Origin of the sequence: Halococcus salifodinae DSM 8989 (assembly GCF_000336935.1) — an archaeon.
Taxonomy (GTDB): Archaea; Halobacteriota; Halobacteria; order Halobacteriales; family Halococcaceae; genus Halococcus; species Halococcus salifodinae.
In genome coordinates this window covers 26,763-47,932 of the sequence record NZ_AOME01000054.1, presented here as the reverse complement: position 1 = coordinate 47,932, position 21,170 = coordinate 26,763, and the positions used below count along the sequence as shown (strand labels likewise).

Genomic DNA, 21,170 nt, shown 5'->3' with positions numbered 1-21,170 from the left:
TGAACCGTCGGAGGGTATTCGATATGGTGGTCATAACGTCTGACGCATGTCACACATTGACAGTATCTGTAATAAGCTTTGTCCTGCTGGGAGAGGTAGTGTTCAGATACGGCTGAACAGTGCGGCGCGGTGTGATTTCAGTGATCCATGCGGAAATCCACCGGCCTCGACGGTTGTTTGGACGAAATACAGTTGGATGTTGTGGAGCGAGAAGCAACGCCGCGGCTGTTGATGAAGCTGAGTATTCAGTTGCATCTCGCCGGCCTTTCGCTTTCGAATACTGTCTCGATTCTCGATGTGTTCGGCGTTAGTCGCGCTCGATCCACGATCCATAACTGGGTTCACAAGGCGGAGTTACAGCCAGAGTCCGGCAAGACGCCGGATCACGTCGCGGTCGACGAGACCGTGATCCGACTCGACGACGAGCGCTACTGGCTGTACGCTGCGGTTGATCCCGAGTCGAACGAACTGCTGCACACGAAGCTTGAAACGACCAGAAACACCGCTCTCGCTCATGGCTTCTTCGCCGAACTCCGTCAGAAGCACCACGTCGACGACGCCACGTTTCTCATCGACGGCGCAACACCGCTACACGAAGCCGGCCGCCGCCACGGCCTCGATTTCCGCGACGAACAGCATGGAAATCGTAACGCCGTCGAACGTGTCTTTGTGAGGGAAAACGACGCACCGCCTCGTTCTCGAACTGTTTCAGTCACGCCGATCCAGCAACTGCCGACGAGTGGTTGCGATCGTTCGCCGTCGCATGGAATCTGCGTATCTGAACACTACCGTCGGATCAAGGAACAACGTTTAATACAGTCTTTTCGCTATATACTGGGAGAGTTCACCATGGTACAAGCTATCTGGCTCGTCGCGTTCGTACTGACCACCTTCACCGTCGCGTACCTCGGCTACTCGCGCTACCTCGCGCAGTTCGTCGAGATCGACGATGAGAACGAGACACCGGCTCACAAGTACAACGATGGCCAAGAGTACGTCCCTTCGTCGAAGCCCGTACTTCTCGGTCATCACTACTCCTCGATCGCGGGCGGTGCACCAATCGTCGGCCCCATCACCGCGGGGGTCGTCTGGGGCTGGGTGCCCGCGTTCCTCTGGGTCGCGATCGGCAATCCCCTCTTCGGCTCGGTTCACGACTTCATGGCGCTCTCGTCCAGTATGCGCCACGAGGGCAAATCGATCGGCTACATCATCGGCCAATACGTCGGCGAGCGCGGCAAGGACATGATCCTCTGGTTCGCCTTCCTCACGATCATCCTCGTGGTCGCGGTGTTCGCGCTCGTGGTTTCGGTGGTTTTCAACGCCTACCCCCAGGCCGCCACGGCGAGTCTCATCTACATCGCGCTCGCGCTGACGTTCGGGGTGTACCTCTACCAGCTCGACCTGCCGTTCCTGCCGGGAACCGTGGCGTTCGTCGCCGCGGTCTTCGCGGGGATCTGGGTCGGTCTCCAGTTCCCGTTCGCGCTCGTTCCTGGCGACTATCCCGCAGGAACGATCGTGCTGCTCTCGTCGACCCCGCTCCCCCCGGTGCTCGACAGCGCCAACATCGCCATGTGGATCCCTGTCGTGATGATCTATGGATTCATCGCGAGCGTGCTCCCGGTCTGGATCCTGCTCCAGCCCCGGGACTTCCTCACCTCCAGCCTGCTCTACGCCGGCGTCGGGGGCGTGCTGCTCGCGGTGATCCTCGGGACGGTGCTAGGCGTCGGGAACACTCTCGAAATCGAGCTCCCCGCCTACGCGGGCTTCTGGGGCGGCGCGCTCGTCGATACGCGATTGCCCCTGTTCCCCTTACTGTTCGTGACGATCGCCTGTGGGACCATCAGCGGCTTTCACTCGCTCGTCTCCTCGGGGACGACGGCGAAACAGCTCGATAAGGAGTCCGACGCCCGTACCATCGGTTATGGTGGGATGCTCGGCGAGGGGCTTCTGGCGACGGTCGCGCTGATCTGCGTCTCGGTGTACGCGACCGCACCGGCGAGCGGCGGAATCGCGCTCGCGCTGCCGAACTTCGCGACCGGGGGCGGCGAGATCCTCAACGCCACCTCGGGCGCGCTCGGAGTCGCCATCCCCCAGACCGCCGCGGCGGCGTTCATGGGTCTCGTGCTCGTGAGTTTCCTTCTGACGAGCACCGATACCGCGGTGCGGCTCGGTCGATACATGCTCGAAGAGATCGTCGGGACGCCCGAGACGAGCACGCAGAAGGTCGCCACGAACCGCTACGTGACCTCGGCACTCCAGGTGATCCCGGCCTACATCCTCGTCTCCAGTGGCCGGTGGGCCGACCTCTGGCCGCTGTTCGGGGGCGCGAACCAGACCCTCGCTGCACTCGCGCTGCTGGTGGCGACGGTCTGGCTCGCGAACTGGTCGGATTCGAAACAGTTGCTCTCGACCGGCCTGCCGATGGCCGCGATGTTCGTCGTCACCACTACGGCGCTGCTCTATCTCGCGCTCTATCAGAACCTCTATCAGAAGTTCATCCTCGGTCAATGGGGTGAAGCGGGGCCGACCCTGCTCGCGCAGGGGTCGACGGTGGTGCAGATAGTCATCGCGCTGGTCCTCGTCTGGCTCGCGCTGTCGCTCGCGTACATGGGCCTGACGAACATCCGAGCGGCTCGCGAGACCGGTACGGTTGCCGCCGACGGGGGTGAGCCGAGCGACGACTGACGATCGAACTCCGTCTCACTTTTTCGGCGACGCCGTTCGAACTACGCACCAGTCACTATCGCGAGCACCCGATAGAACCCGAAACCGACGGCGGTCGAACCGACGAGCGTCACCAGCCACGCGGCGACCGTCACCCCGATCTTCCGGCCGGACACGCCGGCCGATCCCACGACCAGGCCGCTGCCGATCACGCTCGAGATGATGATGTTGTTGAACGAGATCGGGATGCCGAGCGCGATCGCTGCCTGGGCAATGATGAATCCAGGGATCAGTGCGGCGATCGATCGCCGAACGCCGAGCTGGGAGTACTCTCGCGAGACTGCCTGCAACAGCCGTGGTGATCCCATCCACGCCCCGAGAAGGATCCCGGTCGCACCGAGGCCAAGCAGGAGGATACTTGGCGTGCCAAGCGAGTCGAACAGGGGTTCGAGCGGGCCGGTGGCGAGCCCGACCTGGCTCCCGCCGCTCGAAAACGCCACGATCGCGCCGAGTCCGATCAGGAACTTCCTGATGCCGGCATCGACCGATGAGCGCATCTCGCGGCGGAGCGCGAGAAAGACGAGCGCACCGAAGGCGAGACTCGCGACAACTCCGACGAGATCGTACGACCCGACGAGATCGATGCCGCCACCCACCCGCCGCGAGACGAACCCCGCAAGCGTCCCCTGGCCGTCCGGACCGGGAAAGATCGCCAGTCGAACGTTGGCGAGAATGACGCCGACGATGCCCGCGAGCGCTGGGACGCCGATCTCGTCGGGAACGTCCTCACGTCGCAGCAGCGTCGCGGTCCCATAGGCGATCGACGCGGAGACGAACGGGACCGCGATCCAGAAAGTTCCGAGACGTTGGTACGTTCCAAAGGCGGGGTCACCCCCGAGGCCCAGCCCTGCCCCGACGATCGCGCCGGTCGTGGCGAACGCCGCCGGGATCGGGTATCCTGTACGGACGCCGACCGCGATGAACGCCGCCGCGGTGAGGAGGCCGGCGGCGGCCGCAAGCGGCGTGATCGAGACACCGTTGATGAGGTCCTGACCCACCGTCTCGGAGATACTTCCTCCCTGAGCGATCGCACCGAGCGCGGCGAACACGCCGATGAAGAAGGCCGCACGCATCGTCGGGAGCGCGTTCGCCCCCACCGCCGGGGCAAAGGGCGGCGAGTTCGACGATGCGCCGAGCGCCCACGCCATCCCGAGACTCGCGATCACCGCCACGACCACCACGAGCAGTGGTGCGGAGGTCTGCAAGACGGGGACGAACACCACTACCGCTCACCTCGGTGGCGATCGTCGTCGAACGGCGCGACCAACCGATCATCGCACAGTCGTTCCATGATTGTGAACAATATGCATGCTGAACGAAAGAACTGTCGCTTGCGGCTGGCGACCGATCGACGCAATCGCTGTCGCTCTCGGCGTTCGACACAAAAAGCCTATGCACGCGAGGCGGCCATCTCCTCTATGAGCCGGACGGATTCGGCCGCCGCCCCCGAACTCGATTTCGGTGCGAGCGGGTTGGTGCCGGTCGTTGCCCAGGACAGCGACAGCCGCGAGATCCTGATGCTGGCCTACGCCTCCCCCGAAGCGGTCGAACGCACCCGCGAGACCGGGCTGGCCCACTACTACTCGCGCAGCCGCGAGGAGCTCTGGCAGAAAGGCGCGACCAGCGGTCACGTCCAGAACGTCACGGAAGTGCGGGTCGACTGCGACGGCGACGCGCTGCTCTACCTCGTCGAACAGGAGGGTGGAGCCTGTCACACCGGCCACCGGAGCTGTTTCTACCGCACGCTCGACGGCGAGAACGTCGGCGACCGCGTCTTCGATCCCGACGCCGTCTATGAGTGAGAGTGTCGCCGAGTCCGACGACGTGGTCGCCGATCTCGAAGCCGCCCACACGGCCTACGAGGAGGTCGTCGACCGCATCGCCGATCACGGCGAGAGCGACGTTCGGGCGGTCGCGGCGGCCCACGACCGGGCGACGACGCTGCTTGATCGGTACGACGGACGCGCCACCGGAACGGGCGACTTCGAGGCGTTCATCGAGTTCGAGGAGGCCTACGAGTCGTTCGTCGACGACCTCACCGACGATCTCCCACACCGCGACGCGTTCGAGACGACCGCCGAGCGCTTCGACAAACGCCGACTCTCCGAGAGCGATTTCGCTGCCGCTCGCGAGACGCTCGCGCCCGCTGGCGATCTCGCCGGCCTCCTCGTCGAGCGCGACACACGGGCCACGGCGTACCGCGACGCCCGCCGGGCGGTCGACGACCGGCTTGCCGAGCTCGACGACCGTCTCGACGAACTGGAACGCATCCGTAAACTCGGCGACGCCGATCTCGACGCGCCCGTGGCCGACCTCCGCGACCCGATCGCCGCGTACGACGAGCGCGTCGCCGATGCGTTCGCGACGTTCGAGCGCGAGGCGAGCGCACGCGAGTTCCTCGACCTGATCGCCACGACCGAACGGTATCCCCTCGTGGCGTTCCCCTCGCCGCCCACGGAACTCCGTGAGTACGTCGAAGCCACCTCTGTTGGAGCTGAACCCGTCCCGACGCTGATCGAGTACGCCGATTACTCCCGCTCGAAGCTCTCTCACTACGTCGACGATCCACAGGAGCTCAAGCGCCACGTCGCCGTCCACCGAAGCTACCTCGAACGCCTCGACAGCGATCCGCTCGAAATCGGCTGGCCGCCGCCGTCCGCCGACGAACTCCGATGGCAGGCCCGCGAGCTCGTCTCCGTCGTCGGCCGGTTCGCGTCCGAGGAAGCAGTCGCGTCGCTCCGTGAGGTGCGCGCGCTCGCCAGCGAGGATCGGTACGAGCGCCTCCGCAACGCTGCGCGGGCACGCGCCGACCTCACGGCCGACGAGCGCGAGAAACTGTCGAGCGGCGCGATAGAGCGCGAACGCGATCGGGTTCGAACCGAGCGCGATCGGCTCGTCGCGGCGCTCGACGAGCATCAACCGCTCTGATCGCAGGTCGCACGAAACTCCGAGAAGGGAACCGAACGCTATGCGTCGGCTAGCGCGGCTTCGAGCGTCGTTTCGAGATCGTCGGCGAGATCGCGAGCGCGATCGGCCTCACGCGCCTCGGCGTAGATCCGCACGACGGGCTCGGTGCCGCTCTCGCGGGCGAGCACCCACGCGTCACCGAAGTCGAGTCGGTAGCCGTCGGTCGTATCGAGATCGCCCGAACTCGCTTCGGCGTGGCGCGCAACCGCGGCGAGCAACGCCTCGCGTCCGGCGTCCGACCCGTAGTCGACCGTGGTCCGGACGTTGTGGTAGTCGCCGACGTCGGCGACGACCTCGCTCGCCGGTCGTTCGGCGATGAGTTCGAGGAATCGGGCGGCGGTGTACGCGCCGTCGCGTGCGAGTCGGTAGTTCGGGAAGAGCACGCCGCCGTTGCCTTCCCCCGCGACTGGCACTGACGCGCCCTCGCTTTCGAGTTCGCGCACCCGCGAGATGATCCGTGTGCTCCCGACCGGGGTGCGTTCGAGCGTTGCACCCGCCTGCTCGGCGATGTCGACGAGGCGCTGTGAGGCCGTGACCGCCGAGACGGTCGTCGCGTCGCCGTCGAGTACGCCGGCGGCGAGCACCGCGAACGTGGCGTCGCCCTCGATGTACTCGCCGCGTTCGTCGAAGAAGATCGCCCGGTCGGCGTCGCCGTCGTGGGCGATCCCCACGTCGGCGTCGGCGGCGCGCACCAATCCGCCGAGATCGGTGAGGTTCTCGGGCACTGGCTCGGGGTCTCGCCCGGGAAAGTGGCTGTCCGCCTGAGCGTTCACCGTGACGACCGAACAGCCGAGCTCGCGGAAAATCTCCGGGCTTGTCAGCGCGCCAGCGCCGTGGCCCGGATCGAGCGCCACCGTCAGGTCCGCGTCAGCGATCCGATCGCGGTCGACCGCGTCCACGACCTCCTCGACGTACGCCTCGCGGACACCCTCGACCGACCGCGCGTCGCCGGTTTCGTCCCACCGTGCGCGGGCGCATCCGTCCTCGTCGAGCGCCGTTTCGATCCGCTCTAACTCCGCGACCGGGAGTTCGATCCCGTCCGCGCCGATCAGCTTGATCCCGTTGTACTCGGGTGGGTTGTGCGAGGCGGTGATCATCACCGCCGGCACGCTCTCGCGTTCAGCGTACAGCTGGACGCCCGGCGTCGGGAGCTCACCCAGCCGGTCGACGTCACAGCCGACGCTCTGGAGTCCGCTGACGACCGCGTTCGCGAACATCCCACCGGTCGCGCGCGTATCACGGCCCACCGCGACCCGTTCGCCGCCCACGACCGTGCCGACCGCCATCCCCACCCGGAGGCAAAACCTCGGCGTCACCGTCTCGTTCGCCACTCCACGGATACCACTCGACCCGAACAGTTCCATTCGGTCGACGCTCCGAACCCGAGTCACAAATCGCTTCCGGACCCCACCTTTTGCTGTCGTTCGGAAGGCGCGGAGCGCCTTCCGTGATGACGAGACGCCGAAGGCGTCTCGAACCACGCTCGTTCGCTCCCTTCGGTCGCTCACTCGCTGGCAAAATGTGGATCAAAAGCCAGCGTCACCCCACTCGCTACGCTCGGGGGTTCCTCGGCCCGCTCGCTCACTCCGTTCGCTCGCGGTTCGATCACTAGCGACTACCGCAACCGCCCCGCTCCGCACAGCTCCGTCGAAGCCCTCGGCGCGCGCTCACTCCGTTCGCTGCTCGCTTCGCTCGCGCGCCTCGCCCTTCATCCGCCAGGTACCGCAACCGTCCCACAAATCCTTCGAGTCAGCAGTCGCTCACACCACTTGCCGAAACACGGAAAATCGCCGCTTCACGGATCGAGAAATCGTCAAGCGGTCAGTCGCTGTTCGGGAGAACGTCCACGCAGGCCACGTGATCGCCGGCTTCGAGGTCCATTACCGTCACGCCCATCGTGTTCCGACCCACGGTCGAGATGTCGCCGACCCTGGTCCGCATGATCTGGCCACCCTCGCTCATCACGACGAGGTCGTCGTCGGCGGTGGCGGCTTCGACCGTGCAGACCCGACCGTTGCGATCGTTGGTCTTGATGTCCTTCAGCCCCTTGCCGTAGCGCGACTGGGTGCGGTACTCGCCCATCGGTGTACGTTTACCGTACCCGTTCTCGGTGACGGTCAGCAGGTCGGCGTCGTCGCCCGCGGCGACCAGGCCGGCGACTGCGTCGCCTTCGGTGAGTTTGATCCCGTTGACGCCACGCGCGCTCCGGCCCATCTCTCTGGCCTCTTCCTTCGGGAATCGGATCGCCATTCCCCGTTGGGTGGCGATCAGGAGATCGCCATCGTCGTCGGTGACTTCGACGTCGATGAGTTCGTCATCCTCCTCCAGCCGGGTGGCGATCAGCCCGTTGGAGTGGATGTTCTCGAAGTCCGTCGCGCAGGTGCGCTTCACGTACCCCTCGCGCGTGACCATCGTGAGGCACTCCTCTTCACCGAGGTCATCTGTCGCCACTACTGCGGTGATATCCTCGCCGTCCTCCAAGTCGACGAGGTTGATGGCCGATTTCCCGCGGGCGGTCCGGCCCATCTCGGGCACCTCGTAGACCTTCAGGCGATAGACGTACCCCTGATTGGTGAACGCGAGCAGGTAGTCGTGGGTGTTCGCCCGGAACACCGCCGAGACGCGATCGCCGTCTTTGAGTTTCGTCCCGATGATCCCCTTCCCGCCCCGGCCTTGGGCGTCGAATTCGCTTGCGGGCATCCGCTTGATGTAGTCGTTCTCGGTCATCACCACGATGACCTCCTCGTCGGGGATGAGGTCCTCGCGCGTGACAGTCCCATAATCCTCCACGATCCGCGTTCGGCGGCCGTCGGCGTACTCTGCTCTGACCTCGCGGAGTTCCTCCGTGATGACCCGGTCGAGCTCGGCGTCGCTACCGAGAATGGTTTCGAGGCGCTCGATCTCGGCCTCCACAGCCGCGTGTTCGTCCTCGATCTCCTCGGCTTCGAGCGCGGTCAGGCTGCCGAGCTGCATCCGGACGACGTGGTCCGCCTGGCGTTCGGAGAAGTCGTAGGCCTCGCGGAGCGCCGCCTTCGCCGCGTCGCGGTCTTCGGCGTCCCGGATGCGCTCGACGACGTCCTCGGCGTGTTCGAGTGCGGTCAGTCGTCCCTTCAGAATATGCGCGCGCTCCTCAGCCTCGTTGAGGTCGTGTTCGGAGCGCCGCCGGACGACCTCACGGCGGTGTTCGAGGTAGTGCGAGAGGAGTTCCTTCAGATCGAGCACCTGTGGCTCGCCGTCGACCAGCGCGAGGTTAATCACCCCAAAGGTCTTTTCGAGGCAGTGTTCGAGCAGCTGGTTCTCGACCACATCCGTTAGCGCGCCCCGCTTGAGATCGACCGCGATCCGGATGCCGTCCCGGTCGGACTCGTCCCGGAGATCCGAGACTCCTTCGAGCGTGCCGTCGTTGACGAGATCGGCGATGTGCTCGACGAGTTTGGCCTTGTTCTGCTGGTAGGGAAGTTCGGTGATGACGATCCGCTCGCGGTCCCCCATCTCCTCGATCTCGTAGCTCGCGCGCATCCGGACTCGCCCGCGACCGGTGGTGTACGCCGAGTGGATCGGCTCGCGTCCGACGATCTCCGCACCCGTCGGGAAGTCCGGGCCCTTGACGTACTCCATTAGGTCCTCGACTCCACAGTTCGGGTTCTCGATGAGGTGGATCGTGGCGTCGATCACTTCTCCCAAATTGTGTGGCGGGACGTTCGTGCTCATCCCGACGGCGATGCCCGACGAGCCGTTCACGAGGAGGTTCGGGTACGCCGAGGGGAGGACCGCCGGTTCTTCGAGGCGGTCGTCGTAGTTCGCCTGGAAGTCGACGGTGTCCTTGCCGAGATCCGCGAGCAGTTCCTCCGAAATCGGGCTCATCCGGGCCTCGGTGTACCGCATCGCGGCGGGCGGGTCGCCGTCGACGCTCCCGAAGTTACCCTGGCCGTCGACGAGCGGCGCGCGCATCGAGAAGTCCTGGGCCATCCGGGCGAGCGCGTCGTAGATCGCGCTGTCGCCGTGAGGGTGATAATCGCCCATCGTGTCGCCCACGACGGAGGAGGACTTTCGGTGGCCGGAGCCGCTGGTGACGCCCTCCTCGTGCATCGCGTAGAGGATGCGCCGGTGGACGGGTTTGAGGCCGTCGCGGACGTCGGGCAGCGCGCGGCCGGCGATGACGCTCATCGCGTAGTCGATGTACGACTGTTCCATCTCGTCCTCGATCCGGACGGCCTCGATGTCTGCGGCTGCGTCCGGATCGGGTTGGGGAATGTCTGAGCTCATGATTCAGTTTTCAGGGGGAGTTTCGAAACGACTGTTCGCGGCGACCAGCCGCTGCGGCGGTGCGGTTGCGGGGCTGTCCTGGTGGATGAAGGGCGAGGCGCGTGAACGAGCGAAGCGACTGAGTAGCGACCGTAGGGAGCGCGCGCCGAGGGCTTCGGCGGTGCTGTGCGGAGCGGAGCGGTTGCAGTAGTCGCTAGTGATCCCACCGCGAGCGACCGCAGGGAGCGAGCGGGCCGAGGAACCCCCGAGCGTAGCGAGTGGGGTGACGCTGGCTTTTGATCCACATTTTGCCAGCGAAGGAGCGAGCGCCAGCGAGCGACTGAGTGCAGCAAAAGGTGGGGGTGCATCGTTAGATATCCACCCAGTCGGCGTCGGTCGCGTGGCTCTTGATGAACTCCCGGCGTGGTTCGACGGAATCGCCCATCAGCACCGAGAACATCTTGTCGGCGGCGGCGGCGTCCTCCAGCGTGATCTGCTTCAGGATGCGGTTTTCGGGGTTCATCGTGGTCTCCCAGAGCTGATCGGGGTTCATCTCGCCGAGGCCCTTGAACCGCTGGACCTGATCCGGGCTCCCGCCACAGATCTCCTCGACGATCCGGTCGCGCTCGGCCTCGGTCATCGCGTCGTACGTCTCGCCGCCGTTCCGCACCCGGTAGAGCGGGGGTTGGGCGGCGTAGACGTAGCCGGCCTCGATCAACGGCGTGAGGTAGCGATAGAGCAGGGTGAGGTAGAGTGTCCTGATGTGTGCGCCGTCGACGTCGGCGTCGGTCATGATGACGATCTTCTGATAACGCACGTCCTCGATGTCGAACTCCTCACCGACGCCCGCACCGATCGCGGTGATGAGGTTCCGGATCTTGTCGTTTTCGAGAATCCGGTCTAACCTGTGCTTCTCGACGTTGAGTACCTTGCCAAAGAGTGGGAGAATCGCCTGGAACTCCCGATCACGACCCTGTTTTGCGCTGCCGCCCGCCGAGTCGCCCTCGACGATGAACAGTTCGGCCTCCTCGGGCTCGCGGGTCTGACAGTCGGCGAGCTTTCCAGGGAGGGCGGTGGATTCGAGCGCCGACTTTCGCCTGGTGAGCTCCTCCGCCTTTTTCGCCGCCCGGCGGGCCTTCGCGGCCTCGACAGCCTTGCCGATGGCGGCCTTCGCGGTGTCGGGGTGTTCCTCGAAGTAGGTGTCGAGATGTTCGTGGACCGCGCTCTCGACGATCCCGCGTACTTCGCCGTTACCGAGCTTGGTCTTGGTCTGGCCCTCGAACTGCGGATCGGGATGTTTGACCGAGATGACGGCAGTAAGCCCCTCGCGGATGTCGCTCCCCTTCAAATTCTCGCCGTCGAGTGGTCTGAGGAGACCGTTCTCGCCGGCGTAGTCGTTGACGACCCGCGTGAGCGCGGTCTTGAACCCGGTGAGGTGAGTACCTCCTTCACGGGTGTTGATGTTGTTGGCGAAGGCGTGGATCGACCCCTGGAGTTCGTCGGTGGTCTGCATCGCGACCTCGACGGCGACCTCGCCGTCGTCGACCGTGGCGGCGTCCTCGAAGTAGATGACGTCCTCGTGGAGCGCGCTTTTCGACTCGTTGAGATAGACCACGAACTCCCGGATCCCGCCGTCGTATCGGAACCGTTCGCGCGAGCCGTCGCGCTCGTCGTGGAGCTCGATCTCGACCCCGGAGTTGAGGAAGGCGAGCTCGCGCAGGCGATTGGCGAGCGTCGAGGCGTCGAACGACGTGGTGGAGAAGATGGCGTCGTCCGGCCAGAACTGGAGTTCGGTGCCGGTCTCTTCGTCGGGTTCGAGGTCACGGACGCGCTCGATCTCGCCCTCAGGTGCGCCGTGATCGAAACGCTGCTTCCAGACCGCACCGTCGCGTTTCACCGTCACCTCGACCCACTTCGAGAGCGCGTTCACCACCGAGACCCCGACGCCGTGGAGGCCCCCGGAGACCTGATAGGACTCCTTGTCGAACTTCCCGCCGGCGTGGAGCACGGTCATGATGACTTCGAGGGCGGATTTGCCGTCCTCGTGCTCGTCGACCGGGATACCACGACCGTCGTCGGTGACGCTGACCGAGGGGTCCTCGTCGTCGTGGATCGTGACCTCGATCGAGTCGCAGTGGCCAGCGAGCGCCTCGTCGATGGCGTTGTCGACCACCTCGTAGACCAGATGATGGAGACCGCGAGCGTCGGTCGAGCCGATGTACATCGCCGGGCGTTTCCTGACGGCCTGGAGCCCTTCGAGTACCTGAATCTGTCCGGCTCCGTACTCGTCGTGAGACATTGAATCTACCGTCGATAGGCTACCGGGAACAATAAAACCCTCGCACGCGCGCGAGCGCGCATGTCGCCGCAGTCGGTCGGTTTTCCGTAGTCGTTGGCGTGGTGTGGTGTCCTCTCGGATCGCTGTTCGTTCCGCAAACGTATAAGCGAACAGAGAGGCGTCGTCGGTGTCGTCACGAACGATTTCGTGCTCCGTTTCGCTGGTAGTATTTCCGTCATCTCATCGGATCGAAACCGCTTCAGTTTCACTTTCGGGGAGCTATCGCGGGGTTTTACACCTCCCGGCCCGCAGAGCGGGCAATGCCCTCGCTCCAGTCGACGCTCGACGAGGAGGGGGTCGCCGCCGAGCTCGCGGAGGGCCAGCGTGCGATCTCTATCGCCGAGTTCTTCGAGAAGAACAAGCACATGCTCGGGTTCGACAGCGGAGCCCGAGGACTCGTTACTGCGGTGAAGGAAGCCGTCGACAACGCTCTCGACGCCGCCGAGGAGGCCGGCCATCTCCCCGACATCTACATCGAGATCGAGGAGGTCGGCGACTACTACCGGCTGGTGGTCGAGGACAACGGTCCCGGGATCACCGCCGACGAACTCCCGAAGGTGTTCGGCAAACTCCTCTATGGTTCCCGGTTCCACAAGCGCGAGCAGGCCCGGGGCCAACAGGGGATCGGCATCTCGGCGGCGGTGCTCTACTCCCAGCTCACCAGCGGCAAGCCAGCGAAGATCACGAGTCGGACGCAGGGCAGCCAGGACGCCAAGTACTTCGAACTCATCATCGACACCGACACCAACGAGCCCGAGGTCTCGGTCGACGAGACGACGACGTGGGATCGGCCGCACGGCACCCGAATCGAACTCGAAATGGAGGCGAACATGCGCGCGCGCTCCCAACTCCGGGATTACGTGAAACACACCGCGGTCGTGAATCCCCATGCCCGGATCGAGCTCCGTGAGCCGAACGGCGAGTTCAAGGCCGAACGCGCGACCGACCAGCTCCCCGCCGAAACTGAAGAAATCCGCCCGCACCCCCACGGCGTGGAGCTCGGCACGCTGCTCAAGATGCTCGATTCGACCGACTCGTACAGCGTCTCCGGGTTCCTCCAGGGAGAGTTCACCCGTGTCGGGGCGAAGACCGCGACGAGCGTGATCGAGCGGTTCAACGACCATCACTACGGCCGCGAGATGGCGTGGCAAACCCCGAAATCCCACGACGACAGCGACATCGAAGCCGCCGTCACGGACGCGGTGTCGAACAAAGGCCGCGAGGCGACCGCTGCGTTCGCGGTGGCGGTCGCCGATCGGGTGGCCGAGTGCGAACGGCTCGCCCACCACGACATCGTGGAAATCGTTGCGAACGCGGCCGGCACCGCCGAAGCCGACACGGGGACCGTCTTCGGGGCCACAGTGCAGGAGAAGGCCGTCGGCGCAGCCTGGAACGCGGTCCGAACCAACCTGAACGCCGACCTCTACGCGCTGGTCGACGGCGCGACGAGCACGCGGAAAGACGATGCTGTCATCGAGTCGTTCGCCGAGCGCCTGGCGGCGAAGTTCGATACGGAAGACGAAGGCTGGAGCCGCGACCGCCTGACCCACGATACCCTCAGCGGATACGTCGATCGGGCCGCGGATATGACTGCCGAGCGCGACGACGTCTCCTTCGGCGAGACCGCCCGCGAGAACGTGGTCGACTCGATCTGGGAGGTCTGCAGCACCGTTCCGGACGACCCACCGAACGTACGAGCGGTCGCCGACGACCGCGACGTCGCGAGCGCGCTGCTCGACGCGATGCGCGAGACCGACATCATCGCGCCGCCGACGGGCTGTCTCTCACCCATTACGGCGGATCTCGTGCGGTCGGGGCTCGAAAAGGAGTTCGACGCCGATTTCTACGCGTCGGCAACGCGAGACGCCGGCGTCCATGGCGGCGATCCGTTCATCGTCGAGGCGGGGATCGCCTACGGCGGCGAACTCGCCGCGGAGGGCGGCGTCGAACTGCTGCGCTTTGCGAACCGTGTCCCGCTAGTCTATCAGCGCGGGGCGTGTGCGACCACCGACGTCCTGAAAGGGATCGGCTGGCGAAATTATGGACTGGACCAGCCGGGCGGCTCGGGCCTCCCCAACGGCCCCGCCGTCATCATGATCCACGTCGCCTCCACGAACGTCCCGTTCACGAGCGAATCGAAGGACGCGATCGCGAACGTCCCGGAGATCGAAGACGAGATCGAGCTCGCAGTCCGGGAGGCCGCCCGCGAGCTGAAGAGCTACCTCAACAAGCGCCAGTCGATGCAGCAACGCCGAGAGAAACAGGACGTGCTCTCGACGGTCCTGCCCGAAATGGCCGAAAAACTTGCTGACGTGACCGAGCGTGAGCAGTTGCAGATCGACGACTCGCTCGCGCGGATCATGAACAACGTCCTCGTCGAGCGCCACGTCGAGAACGGAACCGTGAAGCTCGTCGTCGAGAACCATTCGGGAACCAACGAGTCGCCTGACGTGACCGAGATCGTCTCGGCGGAACCGTCGGCAGTTTCGGACGGCGCACGCGTGGTCGAGATGGACGGCGAGTGGTTCATCAAGTGGTCGCCGGAGGTCAAAAGCGATGACGAGAGCGTCCTCGAATACGAGATCGACGGCGACGCGAGTTTCGACCTCGACGTTACCGGCGTCGAGCGCGAGAAATTCACGAACAACGCCTGAACACACCGATACCACCACTTCCATGAGCACCGAAACCCCACCCGAGATCGACGAGTCGGCGCGCGAACGGCTGATCGACCTCGCCGCCGACTTCTACGACCAGTTCGCCGCGGGCGAGATCCCCGAAATGGAGATCCCGACGCGAACGAAATCCAACATCGAGTACGACGAGGAGGGCGATGTCTGGGTGTACGGCGACCGCCAAAGCACTCGCAGCGCGAACTCGGTTCGCGGCGCGCGCAAGCTGCTGAAGGCGATCTACACCATCGACTTCCTCGCCGATCAGCTCGACGAAGACCGCTCGTCGACCCTGCGAGAGCTCTACTACCTCTCGGAAAGCTGGGACAACGAGGAGGCCCAGTTCAACGATCAAGACGAGTCGAACCAGCTGATCGAGGATTTGGAGATCGTCTCGGAGGTGACCCGCGAGGACTTCCATATGCGCCCGGAAGAGTCGGGTGCGAAGGTGATGGGGCCGCTACGGATCCGCGAGCAGACCAACCGCGGCGACCGCGAGATCCACTGTCAGGACGACGTCGGTCAGGGTGGCTACCAGATCCCGAACAACCCCGACACTATCGAGTTCCTCGACCACGACGCCGAGTTCGTCCTCTGTGTGGAGACCGGCGGGATGCGCGATCGACTCGTCGAGAACGGGTTCGACGAGGATTTCAACACCATTGTCGTCCACCTCGGCGGCCAACCTGCACGCGCGACCCGTCGGCTGACCAAACGTCTCCACGACGAACTCGATCTTCCCGTCGTGGTGTTCACTGACGGCGATCCATGGAGCTACCGCATTTATGGGTCGGTGGCCTACGGCTCGATCAAATCCGCCCACCTCTCGAACTATCTCGCCACGCCGGAGGCGCAGTTCATCGGGATCCAGCCCGAGGACATCGTGGAGTACGACTTGCCCACCGATCCGCTTGCGGATTCGGACGTGAACGCCCTCGAAAGCGAGCTCACCGACCCACGGTTCCAGACCGATTACTGGCGCGAGCAGATCGAACTCCAGCTCGACATCAACAAGAAGGCCGAACAGCAGTCCCTCGCCGCACGCGGGCTCGACTTCGTGACCGACACCTATCTGCCCGAGCGACTCGATGCGATGGGCGTGNAAGGCCGAACAGCAGTCCCTCGCCGCACGCGGGCTCGACTTCGTGACCGACACCTATCTGCCCGAGCGACTCGATGCGATGGGCGTGCTGTAAGTAGCGCTCGCTTTCGACGTGGCGCTACGGCGACCGGAAGCTTATGATTCGGGGACGACAATCACTACGTATGGCCACTATCGTGAAGACGGAGGGAGGGCTCGGTGGGAAGGCACGCCTCGACGGGCATCGAATAGCGGTCATCGATGTCGCCGAACGGGTTTTGGACCACGGCCAAGCGCCGGAGCACGTCGTCGACCAACTCGACATCACGCTTCCGGAGGTGTACTCAGCACTCGCGTACTACTACGAGAACATCGAAGAGATGAACGCCGTCCGCGAACGCCGGCGCGAACTCAACGAGACGTTGAAACGTGAGTCGAAGGCTCCCGAAACGGTAGAGCAGTAGCGGATGGACCCGCTTTCGTTTCGAGCCGACGAGCATGTCGACAGCGCGTTCGTCACCGCACTCAGGGCCGAAGGCTACGCTGTCTCGGCGGTGGACGAGGGCTACGAGCGCGGTATACTCGACGAGGAGCACCTCGTCGTGTGTCGGGAAACGGAACAGGTCATGCTCACAAACGACGATGACTTCGTCGAGTTGGCAGAGGACGTAGCACACGCCGGAATCATCCGATACACCGATCAGAGTCATTCTCCGGGCGAGTTCGTGCGGGCTATCAGACGTATCGACGCACACTTCTCGCCGGACGCAATGTACGACCACATCGAGTGGCTGGAACAGTGGCTCTGATCGACTACTGGCACGAGCAGATCGCACTCCAGCTCGACATCAACGAGAAGGCCGAACAGCAGTCCCTCGCCGCACGCGGGCTCGACTTCGTGACCGACACCTATCTGCCCGAGCGACTCGATGCGATGGGCGTGNAAGGCCGAACAGCAGTCCCTCGCCGCACGCGGGCTCGACTTCGTGACCGACACCTATCTGCCCGAGCGACTCGATGCGATGGGCGTGCTCTGACTGCGCGGCCGGCTTTACGGCTTCGCCCGCCGCACGATGGCCGAGTCACGACTACACCGTCCACACCCTCCCCAACCGACTCCTTCGCTCGGCGACCCTCGCTTCGTTCGCGCCACCTGTCGCTCAGTCATCCCTCGCACGATGTGTGCGTTCGGTGTTCGCTGTTGCTCACACCGAACGCGAGCGCGCGCCGGCCATGTTTGTCGAGCTGTCGAAACGGGCGACACCGACGATGGACGCCAGCCGCGGGGTTAAAGACGCTCGCTCGCACACGGCGAGGCATGTCAGGATCGGATCTCGCGGCACAGGTCGAGGACGTGCTCGCGGTCGATGCGAACGACTTCCGCAGCCGCGCCGAGGACGAAGCCGAGGTCATCAAGCGCGAACTCGACGCGGGAACGTTCGACAACCCCCAGGCGATCGTGGGGCTCGAATACGAGTTCTACGGCGTCAACCGCGAGACGAGCGAACTCGCGCGCGTTCCCCGTCGTCTGCTGGAGTTCATCGGGTTCGAGAAGGAACTCGGGCTTCACAACGCCGAGATGCGCACCAGTCCACAGCCGCTCAACTCACATGGGTTGGCGGCCCAGGAGGCGGAGGTGAGCGCCCGACTCCGGACTGCCCTCGACTGCGTGCGATCGTCGGGGCTCCGGCTCGTCAGCGACGGGATGTGGACGATTCCGCCCGAGGGCGAGCCCGCGGGCGAGTATCTCTCGCGAAGCGTCGAGGACCGTGGCGTCCGGATCGCCTCGAACATGAGCGATTCCGTCCGGTATCACGCGATGGCGAACACCGCGGGCGCGGACGCGGTCGGGATGAACCTCGACGCGCCCCACGTCTCGCTCTCGGCCAAAACCGTGATGCCCGAGAGCCTGATCACGTCGATCCAACCCCACTACCAGGTCTCACACGCCGCCGACCTCCCCGACTACTTCCGGTATGCACTCCGGATCGCGGGCCCGCTCCTCGCGCTCGGCGTCAACTCCCCGTTTTTCCCGCCGGAACTCTACGACGACGTGCCGGCCGAACGGATCGTCGAGGACGGCTGGATGAGCCACCGGATCCACGTCTTCGAGGCGATCTTGAACCCCAACAGCGGCACCGGGAAGGTCCGGTTCCCGCACGACCTCGACTCCACCGAACAGGCGGTGGATCGGATCGCGGCCGACGACACAATCGTCCCGATGCCGATCGAGGAGTCGAACCGCTTCGACGACGCGTTCGCCACCTTCCGGCAGAAACACGGCACCTACTGGCGGTGGGTGCGGCCGGTGTTCGAGGGATCGAGCAAGTCCTCGGCGAACGCCCGGATCGAGTTCCGCCCGATCGCGGGCCAGCCGACCGTGCGAGACACCATCGCGTTCCAGGCCGCCTTCGCGGGGCTGATGGAAAGCCTGACGCGCCGCGAACACCCGGTCGCGGGCCTCGACTGGCAGGCCGCCCACGAGAACTTCTACGCTGCGATGCACGACGGCCTCGACGCCGACCTGACGTGGGTGACGAACGACGGCCGCGAGACCACTGCCTACGACGAGATCTACACCGACATCTTCGATCACGCGAAGGACGGCCTCACCTCGCGCGGCCTCTCCGAGGACGAGGCCGCGAAGTACCTCTGGCCGCTCCGCCAGCGCGCCCGCCACGGGACGACGCCGGCGGACTGGAAACGCCACGAAGTCCGCCGCCGGCTCGACGACGGTGACGATCTCGCAGCGGCGATCCACGGGATGCAGCGTGCGTACATCGACCGCCAGACCGAGACCATCATCGGCGACAGCAGCTTCGCCGACTGGATCGCCGACTGAGTTGGCGATGACCGGGCTGGAACGTGGAACGGTCGCACTCGTCCCGCACGATCCCGGCTGGAAACGAGAGTACACGGCGGAAGTCGAACGCCTCGAACCGCTCGTCGACGAGCAGCTAATCGAGTTCGAACACGTCGGCAGCACCGCGATCGAGGGGCTGGCGGCGAAGCCGATCATCGACATGCTGGCGGTCGTCGAGGATCTCGACGGGGCGGCTGACCTCGTTCCGGTGCTCGAAACCCACGGCTACGAACACCGACCGAACGACGACGTGTCTGGCCGACTGTTCCTCGCGAAGGGACCCCGAACCGACCGCACACACTACCTCTCGGTCGTCGAACGCGAAAGCGATCGATACACCGAGCAGATCGCGTTCCGGAACTTCCTCCGATCCCACCCCGAAGTCGCGGCGGAGTACGAGGAACTGAAGCGGACGCTGGCCGACGCACATTCCGACGATCGGGACAGTTACACCGCGGCGAAAGCTGCGTTCATCGAGCGGGTCCTCGAACGAGCGACGGCCGAGCGGTAGCCCACCCGAACAACAGGCTTATTCGCGCGACGCGGCGATTCTCTACAACGACCCGATGAGCACCGAGACGACCGATCCAACCGAAAGCGAGGCGTTCGAGCGGACCTGCGAGGCGCTGATCGAGCAGATCCTCGACGGCGACCTCGAACGCGACGGCGTCGAGGCCGCAAAGCGCGAGGCGTGTGGCGAGTTCTCCTCGCCGAAAGTTCCCAAGAACTCCGAGCTCCTTGATCGCGCACCGGATGGGCAGCGCGAGGAGCTGGAGGAGGTGCTCCGGCGCAAACCTGTTCGAACTGCCTCGGGGGTTTCGCCCGTAGCGATCATGACCTCGCCGCAGGGCTGTCCCCACGGCAAGTGTCTCTACTGTCCCGGCGGCCCCGACTCGGAGTTTTCGAGCTCGCAGAGCTACACCGGCCACGAGCCCGCCGCGGCGCGCGGCGTCCAGAACGAGTACGATCCCTACGGCCAGGTCACACTCCGGCTCAATCAGCTCCGCGAGATCGGCCATCCGGTCGACAAAGTGGAGCTGATTCTGATGGGTGGAACCATGACCGCCCGGAGCCACGACTATCAGGAGTGGTTCGTCAAGCGCGCGCTCGCGGCGATGAACGATTTCGATCCCGACGCCGAGCCCCATCCCTCCGAGACCGAGAGCTTCGCGCAGGACCCCGAGGAGCGCGAGTTCGAATATCTGGAGGACGTGATCGCCGAAAACGAGCGCGGCCGGGTCCGGAACATCGGCACGACCTTCGAGACCAAACCCGACTGGTGTGACCCCGAGCAGATCGACCGGATGCTCGATCTCGGCGGGACGAAAGTCGAGGTCGGTGTCCAGACCACCTACGACGAGATCAACCGCGCGATGCACCGGGGCCACGGCACGCAGGCCTCCGTCGATGCGAACCGCCGACTCCGCGACGCGGGGTTCAAAGTCGGCTTCCACATGATGCCTGGCCAGCCCGGGATGGATCGGGAGATGTGCATCGAGGATTTCAGACGGCTGTTCGAGGAGTCCGAATGGCGGCCGGACTACCTCAAGATCTACCCGATGCTGATCGTTCGCGGCACGGCGACCTACGACATGTGGCAACGCGACGACTTCGAGCCGCTCGGCAACGAGGAGGCCGCCGAGCTGGTCGCCGAGATCAAGTCGATGATTCCGAAGTACGTTCGGCTCCAGCGGGTCCAGCGCGACATCCCGGCGGACTTCATCGATGCGGGCGTCTGGAAGTCGAACCTCCGACAGCTCGCCCGGAAGCGGATGGACGAGCACGGCTGGACGTGTGACTGCATCCGGTGTCGTGAGGTCGGGATGAACGACGAACCGCCCGCGAACGTCGAGCGCGACGTTCTCACGTACGAGTCGGGTGGCGGCACGGAACACTTCATCAGCTACGAGGACCCGGATCGCGATCTGCTGGTGGGCTTCTGTCGGCTTCGATTCCCGAACGACCCTGTGCGACGCGAGCTACAGAACGCGGCGATCGTGCGCGAACTCCACGTTTACGGATCGATGGTACAGGTCGGGGAGCGCGAGGCGCGAAGCGCCTCGGACGGGTCGAGCGGGCAAAGCCCGCGAGACGAGAGCGCGGACTGGCAACACCGAGGCTACGGCGAAAAGCTTCTCCACCATGCCGAGTCGATGGCCACCGACGCTGGTTTCGACAAACTCGGCGTCATCAGCGGTATCGGTGCGCGGGAATACTATCAGGATCGCGGCTACCATCAGGACGGCCCGTACGTCTCGAAGCGGTTGTGAAACGTGGCGG

The 21,170-nt window shown here is 64.9% G+C and carries 15 protein-coding genes and 2 pseudogenes; 13 read left to right on the top strand and 4 right to left on the bottom strand.

All coding sequences use genetic code 11. The features are described 5' to 3' along the window. Window positions 1-147 precede the first annotated feature (147 nt). Both C450_RS20830 and C450_RS09935 read left to right on the top strand, forming a co-directional pair. Window positions 148-782: pseudogene (locus C450_RS20830) on the top strand (IS6 family transposase). Between the two features lie 67 nt (window positions 783-849). Continuing rightward, a complete protein-coding gene (locus C450_RS09935; RefSeq protein ID WP_049910085.1) occupies window positions 850-2,685 on the top strand; it encodes a carbon starvation CstA family protein in 1,836 nt (611 codons plus the stop codon). Between the two features lie 41 nt (window positions 2,686-2,726). Here the strand turns inward: C450_RS09935 and C450_RS09930 are convergent, their stop codons facing one another. Next, entirely contained in the window at window positions 2,727-3,872 is a 1,146-nt protein-coding gene (locus tag C450_RS09930) for an inorganic phosphate transporter (protein WP_049910084.1), read from the bottom strand. A 270-nt stretch (window positions 3,873-4,142) separates the two neighbouring features. Here C450_RS09930 and hisI point away from each other — a divergent pair, with 270 nt between their 5' ends. Together hisI and C450_RS09920 are read left to right on the top strand one after the other, a co-directional pair. Then, window positions 4,143-4,526, top strand: a complete 384-nt coding sequence (hisI, locus tag C450_RS09925; RefSeq protein ID WP_005043166.1) for a phosphoribosyl-AMP cyclohydrolase — start codon at window positions 4,143-4,145, stop codon at window positions 4,524-4,526. Then, window positions 4,519-5,652, top strand: a complete 1,134-nt coding sequence (locus C450_RS09920) for a DUF7118 family protein (RefSeq protein WP_005043165.1) — start codon at window positions 4,519-4,521, stop codon at window positions 5,650-5,652. Before hisI ends, C450_RS09920 begins: the two co-directional genes overlap by 8 nt. Before the next feature lie 38 nt (window positions 5,653-5,690). On the opposite strand, the gene glmM is transcribed toward C450_RS09920, so the two are convergent. The 3 genes from glmM to gyrB form a co-directional block, all read right to left on the bottom strand. Then, window positions 5,691-7,055 (bottom strand): phosphoglucosamine mutase, encoded by a 1,365-nt coding sequence (gene glmM, locus C450_RS09915; RefSeq protein WP_005043163.1) that lies wholly within the window; start codon window positions 7,053-7,055, stop codon window positions 5,691-5,693. Window positions 7,056-7,512: 457 nt separating this feature from the next. Next, a complete protein-coding gene (gene gyrA / locus C450_RS09910; RefSeq protein WP_005043162.1) occupies window positions 7,513-9,957 on the bottom strand; it encodes a DNA gyrase subunit A in 2,445 nt (814 codons plus the stop codon). Between the two features lie 349 nt (window positions 9,958-10,306). Then, window positions 10,307-12,235 (bottom strand): DNA topoisomerase (ATP-hydrolyzing) subunit B, encoded by a 1,929-nt coding sequence (gene gyrB / locus C450_RS09900; protein WP_005043159.1) that lies wholly within the window; start codon window positions 12,233-12,235, stop codon window positions 10,307-10,309. A 299-nt stretch (window positions 12,236-12,534) separates the two neighbouring features. Here gyrB and C450_RS09895 point away from each other — a divergent pair, with 299 nt between their 5' ends. The 9 genes and pseudogenes from C450_RS09895 (at window position 12,535) to C450_RS09865 (ending at window position 21,160) form a co-directional block, all read left to right on the top strand. Next, a complete protein-coding gene (locus C450_RS09895; protein ID WP_005043157.1) occupies window positions 12,535-14,928 on the top strand; it encodes a DNA topoisomerase VI subunit B in 2,394 nt (797 codons plus the stop codon). 22 nt (window positions 14,929-14,950) lie between these two features. Then, window positions 14,951-16,189, top strand: a complete 1,239-nt coding sequence (locus C450_RS09890) for a DNA topoisomerase IV subunit A (RefSeq protein WP_005043156.1) — start codon at window positions 14,951-14,953, stop codon at window positions 16,187-16,189. 23 nt (window positions 16,190-16,212) lie between these two features. Beyond that, entirely contained in the window at window positions 16,213-16,491 is a 279-nt protein-coding gene (locus C450_RS09885; RefSeq protein WP_005043155.1) for a DUF433 domain-containing protein, read from the top strand. A 3-nt stretch (window positions 16,492-16,494) separates the two neighbouring features. Further along, a complete protein-coding gene (locus C450_RS09880; RefSeq protein ID WP_005043154.1) occupies window positions 16,495-16,836 on the top strand; it encodes a DUF5615 family PIN-like protein in 342 nt (113 codons plus the stop codon). A gap of 2 nt (window positions 16,837-16,838) precedes the next feature. Beyond that, a pseudogene (locus tag C450_RS22680) lies at window positions 16,839-16,970 on the top strand (DNA topoisomerase IV subunit A); the annotation flags it as partial. Next, the gene (locus tag C450_RS23355) at window positions 16,957-17,064 is read left to right on the top strand and encodes a hypothetical protein (RefSeq protein WP_005043153.1); all 108 of its coding nucleotides are present in this window, start codon (window positions 16,957-16,959) and stop codon (window positions 17,062-17,064) included. The pseudogene C450_RS22680 and the gene C450_RS23355, both read left to right, overlap by 14 nt. A 281-nt stretch (window positions 17,065-17,345) precedes the next feature. Then, window positions 17,346-18,869: a hypothetical protein gene (locus C450_RS09875; RefSeq protein ID WP_005043152.1), complete on the top strand. Its 1,524-nt coding sequence runs from the start codon at window positions 17,346-17,348 to the stop codon at window positions 18,867-18,869. A gap of 7 nt (window positions 18,870-18,876) precedes the next feature. Next, window positions 18,877-19,401 (top strand): GrpB family protein, encoded by a 525-nt coding sequence (locus C450_RS09870; RefSeq protein WP_005043151.1) that lies wholly within the window; start codon window positions 18,877-18,879, stop codon window positions 19,399-19,401. Window positions 19,402-19,456: 55 nt separating this feature from the next. Beyond that, on the top strand, window positions 19,457-21,160 hold the full coding sequence (locus tag C450_RS09865; protein ID WP_005043150.1) for a tRNA uridine(34) 5-carboxymethylaminomethyl modification radical SAM/GNAT enzyme Elp3: 1,704 nt from the start codon (window positions 19,457-19,459) through the stop codon (window positions 21,158-21,160). Window positions 21,161-21,170: the final 10 nt, after the last annotated feature.